Genomic DNA, 18,317 nt, shown 5'->3' with positions numbered 1-18,317 from the left:
AGCGGCGAAGCCGTGACCCGCCCCACCGGGCGGGGTCACGGCTGCACGGAGCGAATCCGACGCAGCGGCCGGAGTGGCCGGGTGAGGAACGAGCCCGGTCACGGAGCGAGTGAGGAGGGTGAGCGACGCATGGGCGCGAGGGAGCCCGACGCAGCGGCCGGAGTGGCCGGGTGAGGAAGGAGCCCGGCCACGGAGCGAGTGAGGAGAGTGAGCGACCATGAACTGGTGGGAGAACCGGACGCTCATCAGGCTCGCAGGGAGCGCGCGACCTCGGTGGCCCAGTAGGTGAGGACGATGTCGGCGCCCGCGCGGCGGATCGAGGTGAGCGTCTCCATGATGATCCGGTCGCGGTCGATCCAGCCCTGGGCGGCGGCCGCCTCGACCATGGAGTACTCGCCGCTGACCTGGTACGCGGCGACGGGGACGTGCACCGCGTCGCGCGTCCGGCGGACGATGTCGAGGTAGCTCAGCGCCGGCTTCACCATGACCATGTCGGCGCCCTCGTCGAGGTCGAGGAGCACCTCCCGCATCGCATCCTCGGCGTTGGGCGGGTCCTGCTGGTAGGCCGACCGGTCGCCGAACTGCGGCGCGCACTCGGCGGCGTCGCGGAACGGGCCGTAGAACGCCGAGGCGTACTTCACGGCATAGGCCATGATCGCGACGTGGCCGTAGTCGGCCTCGTCGAGGGCGGTACGGATCGCGGCCACCTGGCCGTCCATCATGCCGCTCGGGGCGACGACGTCGACGCCCGCCGCGGCCTGGGCCACGGCGATCGAGGCGTAGCGCTCCAGGGTGGCGTCGTTGTCGACCTCGCCGGAGGCCGTGAGGATGCCGCAGTGCCCATGGTCGGTGTATTCGTCCAGGCACAGGTCGGCCACGACGACCGTGGAGTCGCCGACCTCGGCGGACAGGTCGCGCAGCGCCTTCTGCACGATGCCGGCGGGGTCGTCGGCGGCCGAGCCGCGGCCGTCCTTGACCGCGGGAATGCCGAACAGGATCAGCCCGCCGACGCCGGCCTCCGCCGCGTCGTACGCCGCCTTGCGCAGGGAGTCCCTGGTGTGCTGGACGACGCCCGGCATCGACGCGATCGGCTGCGGCTCGGCGATGCCCTCCTTCACGAAGAGCGGCAGCACCAGGTCGCTCGGGTGCAGACGGGTCTCGGCGACCAGGCGCCGCAGGGCCGGGGTGCGGCGAAGCCGCCGGGGGCGTACGACGGGGAACTGCGCGGTCACGGTGAACCTCTCTCAGGCGATTACTTGCGCCGGCGCGCGCCGCGGCGCATCTCACTCGGTTTGCGGAGCGGGTCGCCGGCCTCGGCCTGCGCGGCCCGCCGCTTGGCACCGTACTCCGCCAGCGCCTCGGCGAGGGCGCTCGCCGAGGGTTCGTCCGCCATGACGTCGACGCGCAGGCCGTACTCCTCGGCGGTGTGCGCCGTCTGCGGCCCGATGCAGGCGATGACGGTGACGTTGTGCGGCTTGCCGGCGATGCCGATCAGGTTGCGGACCGTGGAGGACGAGGTGAACAGCACCGCGTCGAACCCACCCCCCTTGATCGCCTCGCGGATGGGCGCGGGCGGCGGAGCCGCGCGTACGGTGCGGTAGGCCGTCACGTCGTCGCACTCCCAGCCCAGCTCGGTGAGGCCGGCGACGAGTGTCTCGGTGGCGATGTCGGCGCGCGGCAGCAGCACCCGGTTGATCGGGTCGAGGTCCTTGTCGTACGGCGGCCAGACCTCCAAGAGGCCTTCGGAGGACTGCTGGTCCTTCGGCATGAGATCGGGCTTGACGCCGAACTCCACGAGCGCGGCGGCGGTCTGCTCACCGACGGCCGCCACCTTGAGACCGGCGAAGGCGCGGGCGTCCAGGCCGTACTGCTCGAACCGCTCGCGGACGGCGCGCACGGCGTTGGTGGAGGTGAAGACCACCCACTCGTAGCGGCCGGTCACGAGGCCCTTGATGGCACGCTCCATCTGCTGGGGCGTGCGCGGCGGCTCCACCGAGATGGTCGGCACCTCGTCGGGCACGGCGCCGTACGAGCGGAGTTGGTCCGACAGCGACGCCGCCTGCTCCTTGGTCCGGGGCACCAGCACCCGCCAGCCGAACAGCGGCTTGGACTCGAACCACGACAGCCTGTCGCGCCAGCGGACGATGTCGCCGACGACCAGCAGCGCGGGCGCCTCCAGGTGCTTGGTGTCGGAGGTGACCTTGGCGAGGGTGGAGTCGATGGTGTACTGCTCGGTCGTCGTGCCCATCGAGGTGACCGCCACCGGCGTCGTGTCCGAGCGCCCGGCGACCATGAGGCCCTTGGCGACCTCGCCGACGGTGTGCTCCGCGCCGAGGATCACGAGGGTCGCCGCGCCGGCGTGGGCGCTCCAGTCGACACCGCCCTCCTGGGCGTCGACGATCACGACCTCGCGGTGCTTGCCGTCGATCAGCGGGATGCCGGCGTAGCCGGGGACACCGGTGATCGACGAGACACCCGGGACGATCTCGAACGGGACCTTGGCCTTGACGCAGACCTTGGCCTCTTCGGTCAGGGTGCAGGCGACGCCGGGGTCACCGCCCAGCACGCGCGCGACGACCTTGCCCGAGCGGGCCAGGTTCACGAGGCTGGCGCCCGCCGGACCGATCACCTCGGCGGCGGGGTTGAAGTGCTCGTCGTACAGCGGGGCCATCGTCTCGTGGACGACGATGGCGTCGGCCGTGCCGAGGATTCTGGCCGCTCGTAGCGTCAGGAGTTCCGGATCGCCCGGGCCGACGCCGACGAAGGCCACTCTGCCCTGCCGCTCACCGGACGCCGTCGCTGCGGACGTCTCGAGGGCCTCGCCCTCGTCGTGTGCGGCATTCTTGCTCGCGGGGCTCAAGATGTGCTCTCCCCCATCAACTGGTCGGCCCCCTCCGCGAGCATCCGGAGCGCGAGATCGCGTCCCAGACGCTCGGACTCGTCCGGGGAGCCGCTTTCGGACAACCGAATCTGCCGTTCACCGTCATACCCGACAACGGCTCCGGTCAGATGCACGATTTGGTCTTCCCATGCAGCGTATGCGCCGACGGGAGCCGAGCAACCCGCCTCCAGCGTGGCCAGAAGCGCCCGCTCGGCGGTCACCGCCGCCCTGGTCGGGGCGTCGTCGAGGATGGCGAGGAGCTCGATGAGATCATCACGGTCGGCCCGGCACTCGATGGCCAGCGCGCCCTGACCGGGCGCGGGCAGCATCTGGTCCGGCTCGAAGATCTCGGACACGGCGTCCAGACGGCCGATCCGGTTCAGCCCGGCGTACGCCAGCACGACCGCGTCCACCTCGCCGTCGGTGACCTTCCGCAGCCGCGTGTCGGCGTTGCCGCGGATCGGCACGACGTCGAGGTCCGGGCGCAGCGCCCGTAGCTGCGCGACCCGGCGCGGCGAGCCGGTGCCGATCCGCGCGCCACGCCGGAGGTCGGCCAGCTTGGCCGGCCCGCACAGGGCGTCGCGGGGATCGTCGCGCGGCGGCACCGCGGCGAGCGTGATGCCGTCGGCCGGCCCGGTGGGCAGGTCCTTCAGCGAGTGCACCGCGAAGTCGATCTCACCGTCGAGGAGCCGCTCGCGCAGCCCGTTGACGAACACGCCCGTCCCGCCGATCTGGGCCAGAAGCGCCTTGGAGACGTCGCCTTCGGTGGTCACGCCGACGAGCTCCACGGCCCGGCCCGTACGGGCGGTCAGCGCGTCGGCCACCAGGCCGGACTGCGTCATGGCCATGAGGCTGCGGCGGGTACCGAGTTTGAGAGTCACAGGACGTCCTCCGCTCGGATGACAGCCTCCGGAGCCTTGGGATCGAGGTCGAAGAGCTCGCGCAGCGCGTCCGCGTACGTGTCGCCGCCCGGCGAGGCGGCCAGCTCCTTCACGCGCACGGTCGGGGCGTGCAGCAATTTGTCGACGACGCGGCGTACGGTCTGGGCGATCTCCGCGCTGGCCCGGTCGTCGAGCTCGGGCAGCCGGCCGCCCAGGCGGCCGAGCTCGGCGTCGACGACCTCCGCCGCCTTGCTGCGCAGCGCGACCACCGTGGGGGCGACCGTCGCCGCGGCGAGGCCGAGCTGGAATGCCTTCACCTCATCGGCCACGATCCGCCGGACGGCGTCGGTGTCGGCCTCGGCCGGCGCGTCGTCGGACCGGCTGAGGTCGTCCAGGCCCACGAGGGTGACGCCGGGCAGGTCACGGACCGCCCGGTCGACGTCGTGCGGCAGGGCGAGGTCGAGCAGGAAGGCCGGGCCCTGGATCATGTCGGGCGTGATGACGAGGCCGGTGGCGCCGGTGCACGAGACGACGATGTCCGCCTCGGCCAGCGCCTCCCGCAGGTCGGCGAGCCGGATCGCCCGCGCCGGGGCCTCGGTCGCCTCGGCCAGCCGCACGCCGCGCTCATAGGTGCGGTTCGCGATGACGATCTCGCCGATTCCCGCACGGGCGAGGGTGGCGGCCGCGAGGGAGCTCATCGAACCGGCGCCCACTACGAGGGCCCGCCGGCCTTCGAGGGAGCCGGCGTGGCTCAGGCCGACACTCACGAGCGACGCGCCCGCCCGGTCGATGCCCGTCTCGTTCCGCGCCCGCTTGCCGACGCGCAGCGCCTGCTGGATCGCCTCGTTCAGCGCCCGGTCGACGGTGCCGTACTTCTGGGCGAGCTTCAGGGCGGTACGGAGCTGACCGGCGATCTGGCCCTCTCCCACGACCATCGAGTCCAGGCCGCAGGCCACCGAGAACACGTGCTGGATCGCGCGTTCCTCGTAGTGGACGTACAGGTGCCGGGCCAGCTCGTCCAGCGGCACGTCCGAGTGCCGGGAGAGCAACTCGGAGATGGACGAGACACCCGCGTGGAACTTGTCGACGTCGGCGTACACCTCGATGCGGTTGCACGTGGATACGACCACGGCCCCGCCGACGTTCGCGGCGCCGTGCACGTCGTGCAGCAGCTTGACCAGCCGGTCGCCGGTCACCGCGGTACGTTCCAGCAGCGCGACGGGGGCGCTGCGGTGGCTCAGCCCGACCACGAGAATGCTCACTGATGCTCCCGGCTCATACGCGTCCCTCACCCATGGGCCCCGAGCAGCGCGCACGCGGCGGTCGTGTCGTCACACCCGCTCGGCTCATGGGCCATCCACCGCCTCGAGATACTCCTGTTCCACCCCGGCGGGGCCACCGGCCTTGCGCTGCTCGTGGAACGCGAGGATCTGAAGCTCGATCGACAGGTCGACCTTACGCACATCGACCCGATCTGGCACAGTCAGGACGACTGGGGCGAAGTTCAGAATGCTCGTCACTCCGCACGCCACCACACGATCGCACACCGGCTGGGCGGCCGGCGCGGGCACGGCCAGCACCGCGATGGAGATCCCGCAGTCCGTGATGACCCGCTCCAGCTTGTCGATGTGCTCGACGGTCAGGCCGTTGATGCGCTCCCCGACGATGGCGGGGTCGGCGTCGAGCATCGCGGCCATCCGGAAACCCCGGGAGGCGAACCCGCCGTACCCGGCGAGGGCGCGGCCCAGGTTTCCGAGGCCGATGATGGCGACCGACCAGTCCTGGGTGAGGCCCAGCTCGCGGGAGATCTGGTAGACGAGGTACTGCACCTCGTAGCCGACACCCCGGGTGCCGTACGAGCCCAGGTGGGACAGGTCCTTGCGGAGTTTGGCCGAGTTGACGCCCGCGGCGGCCGCGAGCTCCTCCGAGGAGACGGTGACGATGCCGCGGTCGGCGAGCACGTGCAAGGCGCGGAGGTAGACCGGAAGCCTGGCCACGGTCGCCTCTGGGATGCCCCGGTTTCGCTCACCGAGGATGGATCGACGGGTCACAAGCCTGCTCTTCAGAGACTCGAGGCGCGGCCGGTCCTGAGTCGCCCGTCGGCCCGGTCGCCTGGACTTTCCTCAGGTTAAGCCCTTGTGAACGCACGCACAAAGTCGAGACCCGCGCCATTGCGCCGCCCGGCGGCACGGAAGTGATCTTCAGGTGGTCCTCGACGCGCAGCTCAGCAGGGTCTCCCGGGCCTCCGGGTCACCTCTCGTACCGTTTCCGGACGCACAGTGATGTGACCTAACAGACATTGACACCGAGTGCGGCCGCTCAGGCGCCGAGCGCCGTTCGCAGGCGTCGCTCGTCGACGCGCCAGAAGTCGTGCTGCACGCCGTCGACGAACGTCACGGGGATCTGGTCCCAGTAGAGCCGCGTGTCCTCCTCGGAGGCGGTGATGTCGCGCTCCTCCCAGCCCACGCCGAGGTCGCCGCAGACCCGGGAGACGACCTCGCGGGCCTCTTCGCACAGGTGGCAGCCTGGTTTCCCGAGCAGCAGCACGCGGGCGGTGTCAGCCACGAGGCCAGCCTCCGGACGGGTGCGACGGGTGCCCGTTCGGCCGTGGAGGCGCCGGGCGCGGGCCCGTCATGTCGTGCGGCAGGCGGGCCGGATCCGGGACCGGCCGGGGGCCGGTCATGTCGTGGGGCGGCCGACCCGGGTCCTGGGCCGGCCGCTGCGCCGCGTGCGAGGGGCGCTGAGCGTCGTAGGCCGGACGGGCGACGTCCTGGAGCGGTCGCTGGGCGTCGTACGGAGGCCGCTGCGGGTCGTACGGCGGCCGCTGCGGGTCCTGGGGCGGTCGCTGGGCGTCGTGCGGCGGACGCTGCCCGTCGTGCGGCGGGCGCTGGGCGTCGGGGGGCGGGGCCACCTTCACCGCGGTGGTCGTCAGCTCGATGACGTTCGTGCCCGCGACGTGGGCGCGCGCCTCCCCCGCGAACCGCTGCACATGGGGCTGCCGCGTGTGGTTCTCCACCGCGGCGGCGTCGCGGAAGAGCTGGTAGAAGATCCGCTGCAGGGGCGCGTTGTCGACGGCGTGGCAGGCGTAGACCACGGTGCCCGGATCGCGCTCGATCACCGCGCGGGTGACCTCGGCGGCCAGCCGGTCGAACGCGTCCTGATGGCCCTCGTGCAGCGTGTACATCGTGATGCGGCCGTACTGCCCGAGCGGGAACGGAAGCGCTCCCGACACGCCCTGCGGCGGCGCGAACGACGGCTGGGCGGCGGGGTACTGCCCGCCCGCCGGACGGCCCTGCGGAGGGGGGCCCTGCGGCGGCGGGCCCGAGGGCCGCCCGTGGGGAGGCTGTCCTGCGTAGTTGGCCATCTCGTCGTACGGCTCCGCTTCTTCTTCGTCTTCGTCGTCATGGGACCGCCCCGGAAGCACGCGGACGGTGCCGAACCAGATCAGCGCGACCGCGCCGCCGAGCGCGAGCGGCGCCAGCGGGCCGGGCAGGAAACCGCGCGTCGCGGTGACCACGAGCACGCCCGCGAGCGCGACCATGGCCACCGTGAGCATCGTCTCGGTGGCCTCGCGGTCCCGTTTGTTGCCGCGCGTCGCGGTGACCGCGACGCAGGAGACGAGCGACACGACCGCGAAGACGTGGCCCCCGTCGACGATCAGCTTGGGCAGCGACGAGTAATGGCCGGCGACCTTCGGCAGGCTCTTGCCGAAGGTGCCGATGATGGGATCGAGCAGGATGATGACCACGGCCACGACGACGTACGAGCCGGCGATGAGCCGGGCCGCGAACCGCGCCTGAACCGTGCGCGCGACCAGCTCGACGACGCCGAGCGCCAGGCTGAACGGTGCCAGCAGGGCGCCGAAGAGCGCCAGCAACCGCAGCAGGGCGGGTGAGAACCCTCCTGCGAACCCGGCCGTCATCGTGCCGAGGGCGAGGCCGAGTGCGGCCAGCGTGCCCGTCCACGCGAACAGGTAGATCCGTCGCTCGGGGAACGCGCGCATGCCGAGCAGCCCCGCGGACCCGAAGGCGGCGAGGGTCGCCAGTAGCGCCACCGCGACGTTGACCATCGCCCCCATGGTGCCCGATCTCCGGGGCTGACAGGTAACGGATCGCCCGGTCCGCACCCGGAAATCGCTATGCCCTGTCTGAGCGTATATCAGGGCTTATTCATCATCAGCCCCCATTGCCACCGTTACTCGCCGGTATCTAGCATGTTCCGACACACCCGGTGGTCGCTCAGCACCGAGGAGTTCTGGATGCGCAGCCCGACCCTCGACCCCCCTCCCGTGTCACCCGGGGGCACGGCCGCCCCCTGGCCCGCCGGAGACCAGGACGAGCTGTGTGAGCTGGTACTCCGCGCCCGCGCCGGCGAGTCCGACGCCTTCGCCGCCCTCTACGACCGCTACGTCGACCTCGTCTACCGCTACGTCTACTACCGCGTCGGCACCCATCCCCTCGCCGAGGACCTGACCAGCGAGACCTTCCTGCGGGCGCTGCGCCGGATGAGCGTGTTCACCTGGCAGGGCAAGGACTTCGGCGCGTGGCTCGTCACCATCGCCCGCAACCTGGTCCTGGACCACTTCAAGTCCAGCCGGTACCGGATGGAGATCTGCACCGCGGAACCCGACGAGGGCGACCGCTGGGAGGAAGGGCCCGAACGCGCCGTCCTGGACTCCTTCACCCACCGGGCGTTGTTCTCCGCGGTCCGCGATCTGGGATCGGAGCAGCGGGAGTGCGTCGTGCTGCGGTTCCTGCACGGCCTGTCGGTCGCGGAGACCGCCCTCGTCATGGGAAAGAACAGCGGTGCGGTGAAGGCGCTGCAGCATCGCGCGGTGCGCTCCCTCGCCCGGACCGTGCCCCGCGACGTTCATTGAAGAGACACCCGCGGCCGGCGGTCCCCGTCGATTACGGCTGATCAAAAGTGGTTACCCTCGTCTCATGCGGTTGTGGCCATGGAGTGACGGTGACGGTGACGGTGACGAGGACGCCGAGCTGGCCGGTGAGGCGGCCGCAGCGGCGGCGGCGGTCGACATGCCCGCCCCGGTTCCCGATCCCGCCGCAGCCGCCTTCTTCGACGTGGACAACACGTTGATCCGCGGCGCGTCCATCTACCACTTCGCGCGCGGCCTGGCCGCCCGCAAGCTGTTCACCCTCCGCGACCTGGCGCTGTTCGCGCTGGGTCAGGCGTCCTTCCGGGTGCGCGGCGAGGAGAACGCCGAGCACATCAGCACCGCCCGCGAGGCCGCCCTGGCCTTCGTCGCCGGGCGCAGCGTCGGCGAGCTCGTCAGTCTCTGCGAGGAGATCTACGACGACAAGATGGCCGACCGGATCTGGCACGGCACCCGCGCCCTCGCGCTCAAGCACCTGGACGCCGGCCAGCAGGTCTGGCTTGTCACCGCCACGCCGGTCGAGCTCGCCCGGATCATCTCTCACCGGCTCGGCCTGACCGGAGCCCTCGGCACCGTCGCCGAGACGGAGAACGGCGTCTACACCGGCCGGCTGGTCGGTCACCTCCTGCACGGCCCGGCCAAGGCCGGTGCCGTCCGGGCGCTCGCCAAGCATGAGGGCCTGGACCTGTCGCGGTGCTCGGCCTACAGCGACTCCTACAACGACCTGCCGATGCTCACCGCGGTCAGCCATCCCCACGCCGTCAACCCCGACGCCGACCTGCGCGAGCACGCCCGGGAACACGGCTGGCCGGTGCACGACTTCCGCACCGGCCGCCGGGTGACCATGGTCGCGCTGCCGGCCGCGGCCGGAGCCGGGGCCCTCGCCGGCGGCGTCGCCGCCGGGGTCGCGCTCCGCCGCCACTACCGCGACCGCTGAGCGCGTCTCACGTTCCTCGCCTTAGCGGGCGTCTCCCCGGAGCCCGTACGGGCCCGCCCGTACGACGTGGCTCGGCGGCCGCCACGCCCCAGCGGTCCATGGCGTCAACGGTCAGGCCCGCCGAGGTCGCCATGGCGCCCCGGCGGGCCTGACCGATCACGCGACCGCTCAGCGGCCGCTGAGGCGCAGCATGTGCTCCGGGTACCGGGCACCGGCGACCGGCAGCTCAAGCTCCGCGAGCTCCGAATCGGTCAGCCGGATCTCGGTCGCGGCGAGGTTCTCCTCCAGCCTCGTGCGCCGCTTCGTGCCGGGGATCGCCGCGACGTCCCGGCCCTGGTGCAGCAGCCAGGCCAGGGCGAGCTGCGCCGCCGTCACGCCCTTGCTCGCGGCCATCTCGCGGACGACCTCTGCGGCCTTGACGTTGGCGTCGTAGTTGGCGCCCTGGAAACGCGGGTCGTTGCGGCGGTAGTCGTCCTCCCCGTATTCCTCGGCCCGGCGGACGTCACCGGTGAGGAAGCCGCGCCCGAGCGGGGAGTACGGCACCAGGCCGATGCCGAGTTCCCGGACGGTCGGCAGGATCTCGTCGTCCAGGGCCCGTTCCCACAGCGAGTACTCCGACTGGAGGGCCGACACGGGGAACGTGGCGTGGGCGCGGCGGATCGTCTCCGCGCCGGCCTCGGACAGGCCGAAGAAACGGACCTTGCCCTGCTCGACGAGCTCGCCGACGGCGCCGGCGACGTCCTCGATCGGCACCTCCGGGTCGACGCGGTGCTGGTAGAGCAGGTCGACGTGGTCGGTGCCGAGGCGCCGCAGCTGCTGTTCCAGCACCTGCTTGATGTGCTCGGGACGGCTGTTCAGCCCGCGGCGTTCGCGGTTCTCGGCGATGTCGAAGCCGAACTTCGTGGCGATGACCGCCTCGTCGCGTCGGCCGTGCAGCGCCCGGCCGACGAGTTCCTCGTTGGTGAAGGGGCCGTAGATCTCGGCCGTGTCCAGGAAGTCACAGCCGAGCTCCAGCGCCCGGTGGATGGTGGCGATCGACTCGGCCTCGTCGCCGGCCCCGTACGCCCAGGTCATGCCCATGCAGCCCAGGCCGAGTGCCGAGACCTCGAGTCCCTGTGTGCCCAGTCTTCTCTTCTCCATGACGCCCAGGCTGCACCTTAGAGCGCGCTCTAAGTCAAGCCGCCCGGTCAGCGCAGCGCGCTGCCCGCCAGCCACTGCCTCCACGATCGCGTCCAGAACTTCCAGTCATCGGCGTAGGGTTCGTCGGCGAATCTCCGCGTGGTCCCGGTGACATCGACGATGTCACCGAGCTGGGAGATGTCGAAGAAGTAGCGGGCACCTTCGGGCGTGGTGCGGACGCACCCGTGGCTGGCGTTCTGCCTGCCGAGGTAGTAGTACTGGTTGACGCTCTGGTGCACGTACTCGCCGCCCCACGTGATCCGCACCGCCAGGTGGACCTCTTCCTTGTAGTTGTCGCAACCCGGCTTCCCCTGGCAGGTCGCCGTCATGGTGGTGACCCGGTCCTTCTCCCTGGTGAGGTGGATTCCGTTGGTCGTGATGGTGTCCGGTCTGTCGCCCTTACCGGCACTGATCTTGAACTTCTTCGCCGTGCCGTCGTGGTTCACGGTCATGTAGTGGGTTTTCGCGTTCGCCACGGTGACGTTCGAGGCTCCGATGGCGAAGGACCGCGTGACGTCGCGCACGCCGTACGTGTCCTTGGCCGCGCGTACGCCCGCCAGGTGGGCGGTGAAGCTGATCGCCTGGTGCGGGTGCCAGTACTTGTGGGTGCGGTAGACGACCCGCCGGTCCGAGATCCAGCTCCAGGCGCCCTCATCGCCCTTGGCGGCCCTGACCTCGAGGGCCTTCTCGACGTTGGCGCGGTTCGCCACCGGGCCGGTGAAGTCGACGATGATCGGCATCCCGACGCCGACCTTCTCGCCCGCGGCCGGGGTGACGCTCGCAATGCCCAGCGTGTGCGGTGCCCGGACCGTGCGGAACGTCCTCGTCACCGCGGTGACCTTGCCCTTGGGATTCCGGGCCGTGGCCGTCACCGTGTACGAGGCGCCCGGTTTCAAGGTCCAGGTCGTCCTCCAAGAGGTGCGGTCGGCGGTGAACTGCCCGGAGGCGCCGGTGACGGATGTGAGCGTGCCGCCGGACACGGTGACCGTGACGCCTTGGTCCGGGCGGACCTTGCCGTCGGCGGCGCTGATCCGCACGGTGGCGTCCGGGGCGCCGGTGCCGTTCCGGCCGTTCGTTCCGGCCTCACTGCTCGAACAGCCGGCCGCCAGAACGAGGGCGGCGGCCACGGCCAGGTGGGGGATCTTCACGGGTGTTCTCCAGGTCGCTCGACGAGCGCGGCTGACAGCTGCGCCGTCCACCAAAGGGTCTCGGGCCTCGTCCGCCGCGCAGTGCCGTCATCGATGGAGACGTCCCGGGCGCCGAGGTAGCGGTAGGTGCGGCGGTCCAGGACCAGTTCGATCCGCAGACTGCCCTTGATGGCGAACAGAGCGACCCCGTGACGACCCGCGGCGTCCGCCTCGTCCGGCAGCACGCCGACGCCCGGAACCCGGGACAGTGCCCCGTACAGCGTGGCCTGGACGCGGGGCGGCACGCAGTAGTACTCGAGCAGCAGCGTCGCGAGGCGGAACACCGCCTGGTCGCGCGGCGAGTTCGCGATCCCGGCGTACGCGGGCGCGCGGTCACGTTCCGGGAGCAGCTTCTGGAGGTGGTCGACCTCGGTGTAGAGCCGCGCGAGGGCCGCGTCGGGCCGGTCGGGTAGTTCGGCCAGCACCATGGCGCTCGGCAGGGGAGGTAGATGGACGCCCGGCGCGCGCCTCCCGTCCATGCGGGTCCAGAACTCCGACGCCTTCGGTCCGCCCACCAGCCCGCGCGTCACCCTCTTCACGTACGCCCACTGGTTCGGGCGCACGGCGACGGCGGGCTCGCTCCGCGACCGGGTCTCGGCCCGCCGGGCCAGCTCCGCCGCGTTGGCGACCGGCCGTCGCGCGGGATCCTCGTCCTGGCTCCACGTCAGGGCCGTCGCGATCGCGGCGGTGCCCATCGCCGCGGCGGCGAACCGCAGCGCCATTCTGCGGCCGCGCCGGACGGATCCGCGCTCCGCTCGTACGGCGTCGTGCAGGCGCGCCTCGGCGGCGTCCAGGACCTCCTGCCGGGGCGGGCCGATGCGGTCGTACCCGCGCCTGAGAAGCTCCAGCTCATCCACTGTGGGCCTCCAGCGCCGCTCGCATCTTCGCCCTGGCCCGGTTGAGACGAGAGGAGACGGTCCCCACCGCCACGCCCAGGGCCTGCGCGATCTCCTCGTAGCCGAGGCCGCCTGCGGCGACCAGGACGAGCACGTCCCGCTCGCCCTGGTTGAGCCGGGTCAGCGCCGCCGCGATATCGCCGCGCATGCCCTCGGCGGACAGCCGGTCGGTCGCCCGTTCCATGGGCGACTCGACGGCCGGGTCGACGCCGGTGCGCGCGACGGCCTTGTAGAACCGGACCTCGGACCGGCGCTGCCGGCTGATCAGCTTGGTGGCGATCCCGTACAGCCAGGGCCGTACTCCGGCGCGGGCCGCGTCGTACCGGTGACGGTGCCGGAACGCCTGCAGGAACGTCTCGGCCATCAGGTCGTCGGCCGTGTCCGGGCCGAGCCGGCTCGCGATGTAGCGGTGGATCTCGGCGGCGTACCGGTGATAGAGCTCGGTGAACCGCTCGGGATCGGTGGTGGAGGAGCTGATCACCTCGGCGTCGTCGGACACCGCGGCGATCACCGGTGACTCGTGTTTCTCATGGAGCTCTTCTGTTCAGGCGGGCGGACGATACTGATTGCCCGAACAGATGCTCTTTGTTCCGAGAATTTTGGACGCGGGCCCGTCAGGGCCGGACCGCGGTCAGAAGAAGATCGAGGCGCGGCGGCGGAGCAGGTCGTACAGCATGTTCTGGATCGTCTCGCGGACCTGGTCGGTCAGGTTCAGCACGGTCGTGTGGTCGTCGGCCTGGTCGAGGTCGTACTCGTCCGTCATGATCGGCTCGCCGAACGCGACGATCCACTTCGAGGGCAGCGGCACCAGGCCGAGCGGCCCGAACATCGGCCACGTCGGGGTGATGGGGAAGTACGGCAGGCCGAACAGCCGGGCGATCGACCGCAGATCGGCGATCTTCGGGTAGATCTCCTCCGCGCCGACGATCGCGGCCGGGATGATCGGCACCTGGGCGCGCAGGGCGGTGGCGACGAACCCGCCCCGGCCGAACCGCTGGAGCTTGTAGCGCTGGCTGTAAGGCTTGCCGACGCCCTTGAACCCCTCGGGGAACACCCCGACCAGCTCGCGCTTGCCCAGCAGCCGCGCGGCGTCGGCCTGGCAGGCCAGCGTGTGCCCGCTCTTGCGGGCCAGGTGGGCCAGCACCGGGATCTGGTAGACGAGGTCGGCGCCGAGGAGCCGGAGGTTGCGCTTGGCCCGGTGGTGGTCGTGCAGCCCGACCTGGAGCATGACGCCGTCCAGCGGCAGCGTGCCCGAGTGGTTGCCGACGACCAGGGCGGGACCCTCGTCGGGGACGTTCTCCAGCCCGAGCATCTCGACGCGGAACCACCGCTCGTACAGCTGGCGGGCCAGCGGCATCAGCAGGCGGTCGTTCAGCTCCGGATCGAAGCCGAACTCGTCGACCTGGTAGTCGCCGCTCAGTCGGCGGCGCACGAACCGCAGCGCCGATGCGACCTTCTGCTCCAGCTCACCGGGCGGCCCGGTGTGCCGTTCGGGTGTGTCGCCGTGGAGCGGGATCACCTCGGCCTCGTGATCCATCGCCGCTCTCGCTTCCTCGGACATCAGATTGCGGTCACCTCCTGCTGAGGCCCCTTACCCCACCGGTGACCAGGTCAAAGATTTCGGTCGGCAGGCCGTGGCCGAGTCCCTGCGAGTCGGCGAAGTCGGCGAACGCCTCTTCGGAGCTGTACTTCGGGCGCCACGACAGCTCGTTCGTGAGGCGCGTGGTGTCGATCACTCGTCCGTACGTCAGCCAGCGCAGCAGCTCCGGCGAGAAGCCCTTCAGCCCGCCGAACCGGCGGCCGACGTCGCCGAGCGTCTGCACGGCGGGCGCCGGGAGCGGAAGGATCGGCCGCCCGGCCCGGCGCAGGGCCTGGGAGAGCAGCACGACGCCGTCACCGGCCGCGTTGAAGCAGCCGGGATGGTCCTCCACGGCCATCCGGCGAAGGATCTCGACCCCGTCGTCCTCGTGGATGAACTGCAGGCGCGGGTCGAACCCCAGCACCGTCGCCACCACCGGCATGTGGAAGTAGCGGCTGAGCGGATTGTCGATGTTCGGGCCGAGGAAGTTGGCGAAGCGCAGCACCGAGACCGTCAGGTCGGACCGGCGCCGGGCCAGGCCGCGGACATAGCCCTCGACCTCGACCGCGTCCTTGGCATAGCCGGACGTCGGAGGGACCACCGGCTCGTCGTGCTCGGTGAACACGGCGGGATCCCGCGCCGACGAGCCGTACACCGCCGCGGACGAGCGCACCACGAGTTTGCGCATGGCCGCGGACCGCTGGCAGGCGGCCAGCAGCTGCATCGTGCCGATGACGTTGACTTCCTTCGTCGTCATCCGCGCCGTCGCGGCCATCGTCACCAGGTTCAGGTGCACGACCGTGTCGACCCGCGCCGACTCAATGATCTTCGCGATGCTCGGCGTGCGGATGTCGACCCGGACGAACTCGGTGCGCCCGAGAGAGGCCTCAGGCGGCACGGTGTCGACGCCGATGACCCGCTCGATGCTCGGCTCAGCCTGCAGTGCCTCGGCCACCCGTGCTCCGAGGAACCGGGACACGCCGGTGATCAGGACCACCCGGCTGGAGCCGCTTACTCCCGCTGCGCTCGCGGAGGGACGCGTGGACGGCACCGGTGTCCCCCCATCCGTGGACGGCTGCGTTACTTCTTGTTGCGACGCTGGATGCGCGTCTTCTTCAGCAGCTTACGGTGCTTCTTCTTGGCCATGCGCTTACGACGCTTCTTGATGACAGAGCCCACGAAACCCTCACTCGGTGATCAGCAGGAGACGGGCGGTAGCACCCTTGGCGGGCACATGGCCCGGTGCCCAAGGGTACCGCCGCCTCGACGCCGATCGGTCGCGGGCCGCCGCCGTGCCGCGAAGGCCGAGCGTCAGCCCGCTTCGATGTACGCGTCTCGCAGATAGTCGTGGACAGCCTGCTCCGGTACGCGGAACGAACGTCCCACGCGAATCGCCGGTAGTTCTCCCGAGTGAACGAGGCGGTATACGGTCATCTTGGACACCCGCATCACCGCAGCCACCTCGGCCACAGTCAGGAACCTGACCTCGCTCAGAGGTCGCTCGCCTGAGCTCATCGGACGCCCTCTTCCACACGCCGCGCGTCAGACCTTTGGGTGACTTTGATCACGGCCGTGTACTTTCTCCAGCGTAAATCGTGAATCGCGAGTCGCAAGAGGGGAGTTCAATCAATCGGGCTCGAGTGTGTCAAAAGATACACAGTGAGCGGCGTGTAGTGATGCGGGAGCACGTTGTCGTCCAGCGGCACCACGGTGTGGATCTTCCCCTCGGCCTCCCCCGCGAACAGGGCCGGATCGTTGCAGTCGGCGAAGCCCACCGTGTCGATCCCCGCCTGACCGGCCGCCCCGGCCCATCCGTGGTCCGCGATGGCCAGATCCGGCCAAGGTCCGCCGGCCTCGGCAAGTTCCCGCAAAATCGCGCGCATCGGGTGCGGATCATGCGTATGGTGCAGCGACGCTCCCGCGCTCAACGTCGCGACGCCCTCGATGTAGCGGATCTGCCGCGACTCCGTCCCGCGTGGCGTCTCCACGTCATACGCCCAGCCCGCCGCGGGCGTCAGCACCCGGCATCCCCGCGCCCGCAGCGACCGGCCCACCGCGAGGTACACCGGCAGCAGCCCACCCGGATGCCCCGTGGCCAGCAGCACCGTCTCCCGGCGCTCCGCCGCCTCCGCGAGCCGGTCCGCCATGCCCTCCAGGGCGTCGATCGTACGGTCCGGGTCGATCGTGTCGTCGCCGTACAGGTGCGCCGGGTCGGGATTGATCCCGCACTTCTTCACCATGAGCGCGAAGATCTCCTCGAACCCCCAGGCGTTCTCCAGTTCGAGCCCGAACAGGTAGTACGGCTTGCGCGCCGCCATCCGCCGGTAGTGCAGGAGGTTGCCCTGGCGGGGCGTGTCGACCTCGCCGGCGATCAGCGTGCGCACCAGGTGCTCCCGCAGCTCGTCGCGCGTCGGGACCGGCTGGTCCGCGAGACTCACGTCATCGGGTCCAGGCCGTGCTCCGGGAAGACCGCCTGCCGCGTCGCCTGCACCGCCCGGTCCACCGGATCCGCTGGGTCGTACCCGCTCTCCCACGTTCGCACCTCCGTGTCGGCTCCATCGGTCATGCGTTCCGGCGCGCGCTGCCCCGTGCGTCCGCGGACGAACTCGCGCCAGGCCTCCGGGGTCGGCGTGCCGGGCGGGATCGGCCGCCCCGACGCCTCGGCCAGCAGGTGGGTCCAGGCGCGCGGGACCACGTGGACGAGCTCGTAACCGCCGCCGCCGGTCAGGATCCAGCGTCCGCCGGCCGTCTCGTGCGCCAGCCGGTGCAGGGCCTGGTACGCGGCGCGCTGCCCGTCGACGCTCAGCGTCAGGTGCGCGAGCGGATCGAGTTCGTGGCTGTCGCAACCCTGCTGGGTGACCAGAACGTCCGGCTCGAAAGCGCGCAGCAGCGGCGGGACGACCGCGTCGAACGCGCGCAGCCAGTGGCGGTCGCCGGTGCCCGGCGGCAGGGCGACATTGACCGACGTGCCCTTCGCACCCGTCTCCTGCGGCATACCCGTGCCGGGGAACAGGGTGCGCGGCGTCTCGTGCAGGCTGATCGTGAGCACGCGAGGATCGTCGTAGAACGCCGCCTGGACGCCGTCGCCGTGGTGGACGTCGACATCCACGTAGGCCACCTTCTCCGCGCCCTGGTCCAGCAGCCAGGCGATCGCGATGGCCGGGTCGTTGTACACGCAGAACCCGGACGCCGCCCCGCGCATCGCGTGGTGGAGCCCGCCGGCGATGTTGGCCGCGTGCTCGGCCTCGCCGGTCCACACCGCCCGCGCGGCCGCCACCGACGCCCCGGCCACCAGCGCCGACGCGTCGTGCATGCCCGGGAAGATGGGGTTGTCGGGCAGCCCGAGGCCCCGTGCGACGTCGAGCCGCTCCCGGCGTACCGCCTCGATGTAGGCCGGATCGTGGACGAGCGTCAGGAGCGCGTCGTCGGCCGGCTCGAACCCCTCGACGGACACGCCCGGCGCGTCGAACACGCCGAGCTCGCGGGCGAGCGCCATCGTCAGCTCGACGCGGACCGGGTTCATCGGATGCTCGGCCCCGAAGTCGTACGACACGAGCCGGTCATCCCAGAAAACCCGAAACGAGGCACTCACCGGCATACCTCCCGACCCTGATGGGCGGATCACTCACACTCGTCCACCGATCACGCTACCGGTAGGCTCCCCGGCCATGGCGCTCGAGATGCGCGGCGCGTGCGAGCGCTGCGACGCACCCCTGGACCACAACGGCCTCGCTTACATCTGCAGCTTCGAGTGCTCGTTCTGCGGGCCCTGCACCCGGCAGCTGGCCCACAAGTGCCCCAGCTGCGCCGGCGAACTGGCCCGCCGCCCCACCCGTATCTAATTCCTCGCTGAATCCGGCTCTCGCGCGGGAACCGGCCCCCTTCG

General features: G+C 71.1%; 20 protein-coding genes. 3 read left to right on the top strand and 17 right to left on the bottom strand.

The window, feature by feature from the left end:
• Positions 1-245: 245 nt before the first annotated feature.
• The 7 genes from hemB to NE236_RS05190 form a co-directional block, all read right to left on the bottom strand.
• Entirely contained in the window at positions 246-1,232 is a 987-nt protein-coding gene (gene hemB / locus NE236_RS05220; RefSeq protein ID WP_252840647.1) for a porphobilinogen synthase, read from the bottom strand.
• A gap of 20 nt (positions 1,233-1,252) precedes the next feature.
• Positions 1,253-2,770 carry a bifunctional uroporphyrinogen-III C-methyltransferase/uroporphyrinogen-III synthase gene (locus NE236_RS05215; protein WP_252841142.1) on the bottom strand — a complete coding sequence of 506 codons (1,518 nt, stop codon included), beginning with the start codon at positions 2,768-2,770 and terminating at the stop codon, positions 1,253-1,255.
• Positions 2,771-2,856: 86 nt separating this feature from the next.
• A complete protein-coding gene (gene hemC / locus NE236_RS05210) occupies positions 2,857-3,729 on the bottom strand; it encodes a hydroxymethylbilane synthase (protein ID WP_252841141.1) in 873 nt (290 codons plus the stop codon).
• A 29-nt stretch (positions 3,730-3,758) separates the two neighbouring features.
• The gene (locus NE236_RS05205; protein WP_252840646.1) at positions 3,759-5,024 is read right to left on the bottom strand and encodes a glutamyl-tRNA reductase; all 1,266 of its coding nucleotides are present in this window, start codon (positions 5,022-5,024) and stop codon (positions 3,759-3,761) included.
• 84 nt (positions 5,025-5,108) lie between these two features.
• Positions 5,109-5,813, bottom strand: a complete 705-nt coding sequence (locus NE236_RS05200) for a redox-sensing transcriptional repressor Rex (protein ID WP_372494247.1) — start codon at positions 5,811-5,813, stop codon at positions 5,109-5,111.
• A 268-nt stretch (positions 5,814-6,081) separates the two neighbouring features.
• Positions 6,082-6,327, bottom strand: a complete 246-nt coding sequence (locus NE236_RS05195; RefSeq protein ID WP_252840644.1) for a glutaredoxin family protein — start codon at positions 6,325-6,327, stop codon at positions 6,082-6,084.
• Positions 6,320-7,831 carry a putative quinol monooxygenase gene (locus NE236_RS05190; protein WP_252840643.1) on the bottom strand — a complete coding sequence of 504 codons (1,512 nt, stop codon included), beginning with the start codon at positions 7,829-7,831 and terminating at the stop codon, positions 6,320-6,322. The genes NE236_RS05195 and NE236_RS05190 overlap by 8 nt, the downstream gene beginning before the upstream one ends.
• Positions 7,832-7,975: 144 nt before the next feature.
• On the opposite strand from NE236_RS05190, the gene NE236_RS05185 reads away from it, so the two are divergent.
• The gene (locus tag NE236_RS05185) at positions 7,976-8,638 is read left to right on the top strand and encodes a sigma-70 family RNA polymerase sigma factor (RefSeq protein WP_252840642.1); all 663 of its coding nucleotides are present in this window, start codon (positions 7,976-7,978) and stop codon (positions 8,636-8,638) included.
• A gap of 157 nt (positions 8,639-8,795) precedes the next feature.
• Entirely contained in the window at positions 8,796-9,590 is a 795-nt protein-coding gene (locus NE236_RS05180) for an HAD family hydrolase (protein WP_252841140.1), read from the top strand.
• Positions 9,591-9,758: 168 nt separating this feature from the next.
• Here the strand turns inward: NE236_RS05180 and NE236_RS05175 are convergent, their stop codons facing one another.
• The 10 genes from NE236_RS05175 to NE236_RS05130 all read right to left on the bottom strand — a co-directional run bounded on the left by NE236_RS05175 (position 9,759) and on the right by NE236_RS05130 (position 18,029).
• Complete coding sequence (locus NE236_RS05175) at positions 9,759-10,730, bottom strand: aldo/keto reductase (protein WP_252840641.1); 972 nt, start codon at positions 10,728-10,730, stop codon at positions 9,759-9,761.
• A 47-nt stretch (positions 10,731-10,777) separates the two neighbouring features.
• Positions 10,778-11,917, bottom strand: coding sequence for a L,D-transpeptidase (locus tag NE236_RS05170; protein ID WP_252840640.1), 1,140 nt, complete (start codon positions 11,915-11,917; stop codon positions 10,778-10,780).
• A complete protein-coding gene (locus NE236_RS05165) occupies positions 11,914-12,813 on the bottom strand; it encodes a CU044_5270 family protein (protein ID WP_252840639.1) in 900 nt (299 codons plus the stop codon). Before NE236_RS05165 ends, NE236_RS05170 begins: the two co-directional genes overlap by 4 nt.
• Entirely contained in the window at positions 12,806-13,363 is a 558-nt protein-coding gene (locus NE236_RS05160; RefSeq protein WP_252840638.1) for an RNA polymerase sigma factor, read from the bottom strand. The genes NE236_RS05165 and NE236_RS05160 overlap by 8 nt, the downstream gene beginning before the upstream one ends.
• Before the next feature lie 120 nt (positions 13,364-13,483).
• Positions 13,484-14,413: a lysophospholipid acyltransferase family protein gene (locus tag NE236_RS05155; protein WP_252840637.1), complete on the bottom strand. Its 930-nt coding sequence runs from the start codon at positions 14,411-14,413 to the stop codon at positions 13,484-13,486.
• 10 nt (positions 14,414-14,423) lie between these two features.
• Positions 14,424-15,428 (bottom strand): NAD-dependent epimerase/dehydratase family protein, encoded by a 1,005-nt coding sequence (locus tag NE236_RS05150; protein ID WP_308209061.1) that lies wholly within the window; start codon positions 15,426-15,428, stop codon positions 14,424-14,426.
• An 83-nt stretch (positions 15,429-15,511) separates the two neighbouring features.
• The gene (locus NE236_RS05145) at positions 15,512-15,610 is read right to left on the bottom strand and encodes a 30S ribosomal protein bS22 (protein WP_018654693.1); all 99 of its coding nucleotides are present in this window, start codon (positions 15,608-15,610) and stop codon (positions 15,512-15,514) included.
• A gap of 132 nt (positions 15,611-15,742) precedes the next feature.
• Positions 15,743-15,946 (bottom strand): helix-turn-helix domain-containing protein, encoded by a 204-nt coding sequence (locus NE236_RS05140; protein ID WP_187233448.1) that lies wholly within the window; start codon positions 15,944-15,946, stop codon positions 15,743-15,745.
• Between the two features lie 107 nt (positions 15,947-16,053).
• Complete coding sequence (locus NE236_RS05135; protein ID WP_252840635.1) at positions 16,054-16,869, bottom strand: phosphatase; 816 nt, start codon at positions 16,867-16,869, stop codon at positions 16,054-16,056.
• A complete protein-coding gene (locus tag NE236_RS05130) occupies positions 16,866-18,029 on the bottom strand; it encodes an acetoin utilization protein AcuC (protein ID WP_372494246.1) in 1,164 nt (387 codons plus the stop codon). The genes NE236_RS05135 and NE236_RS05130 overlap by 4 nt, the downstream gene beginning before the upstream one ends.
• 70 nt (positions 18,030-18,099) lie before the next feature.
• Between NE236_RS05130 and NE236_RS44965 the strand changes: the two genes are divergently transcribed.
• The gene (locus tag NE236_RS44965) at positions 18,100-18,273 is read left to right on the top strand and encodes a DUF1272 domain-containing protein (RefSeq protein ID WP_372494245.1); all 174 of its coding nucleotides are present in this window, start codon (positions 18,100-18,102) and stop codon (positions 18,271-18,273) included.
• Positions 18,274-18,317 lie beyond the last annotated feature (44 nt).

Source organism: Actinoallomurus purpureus (assembly GCF_024055795.1).
GTDB classification, from domain to species: Bacteria; Actinomycetota; Actinomycetes; order Streptosporangiales; family Streptosporangiaceae; genus Actinoallomurus; species Actinoallomurus purpureus.
Note: the sequence above shows the minus strand (reverse complement) of the source record. Positions and strands in the feature narration are given on the sequence as shown.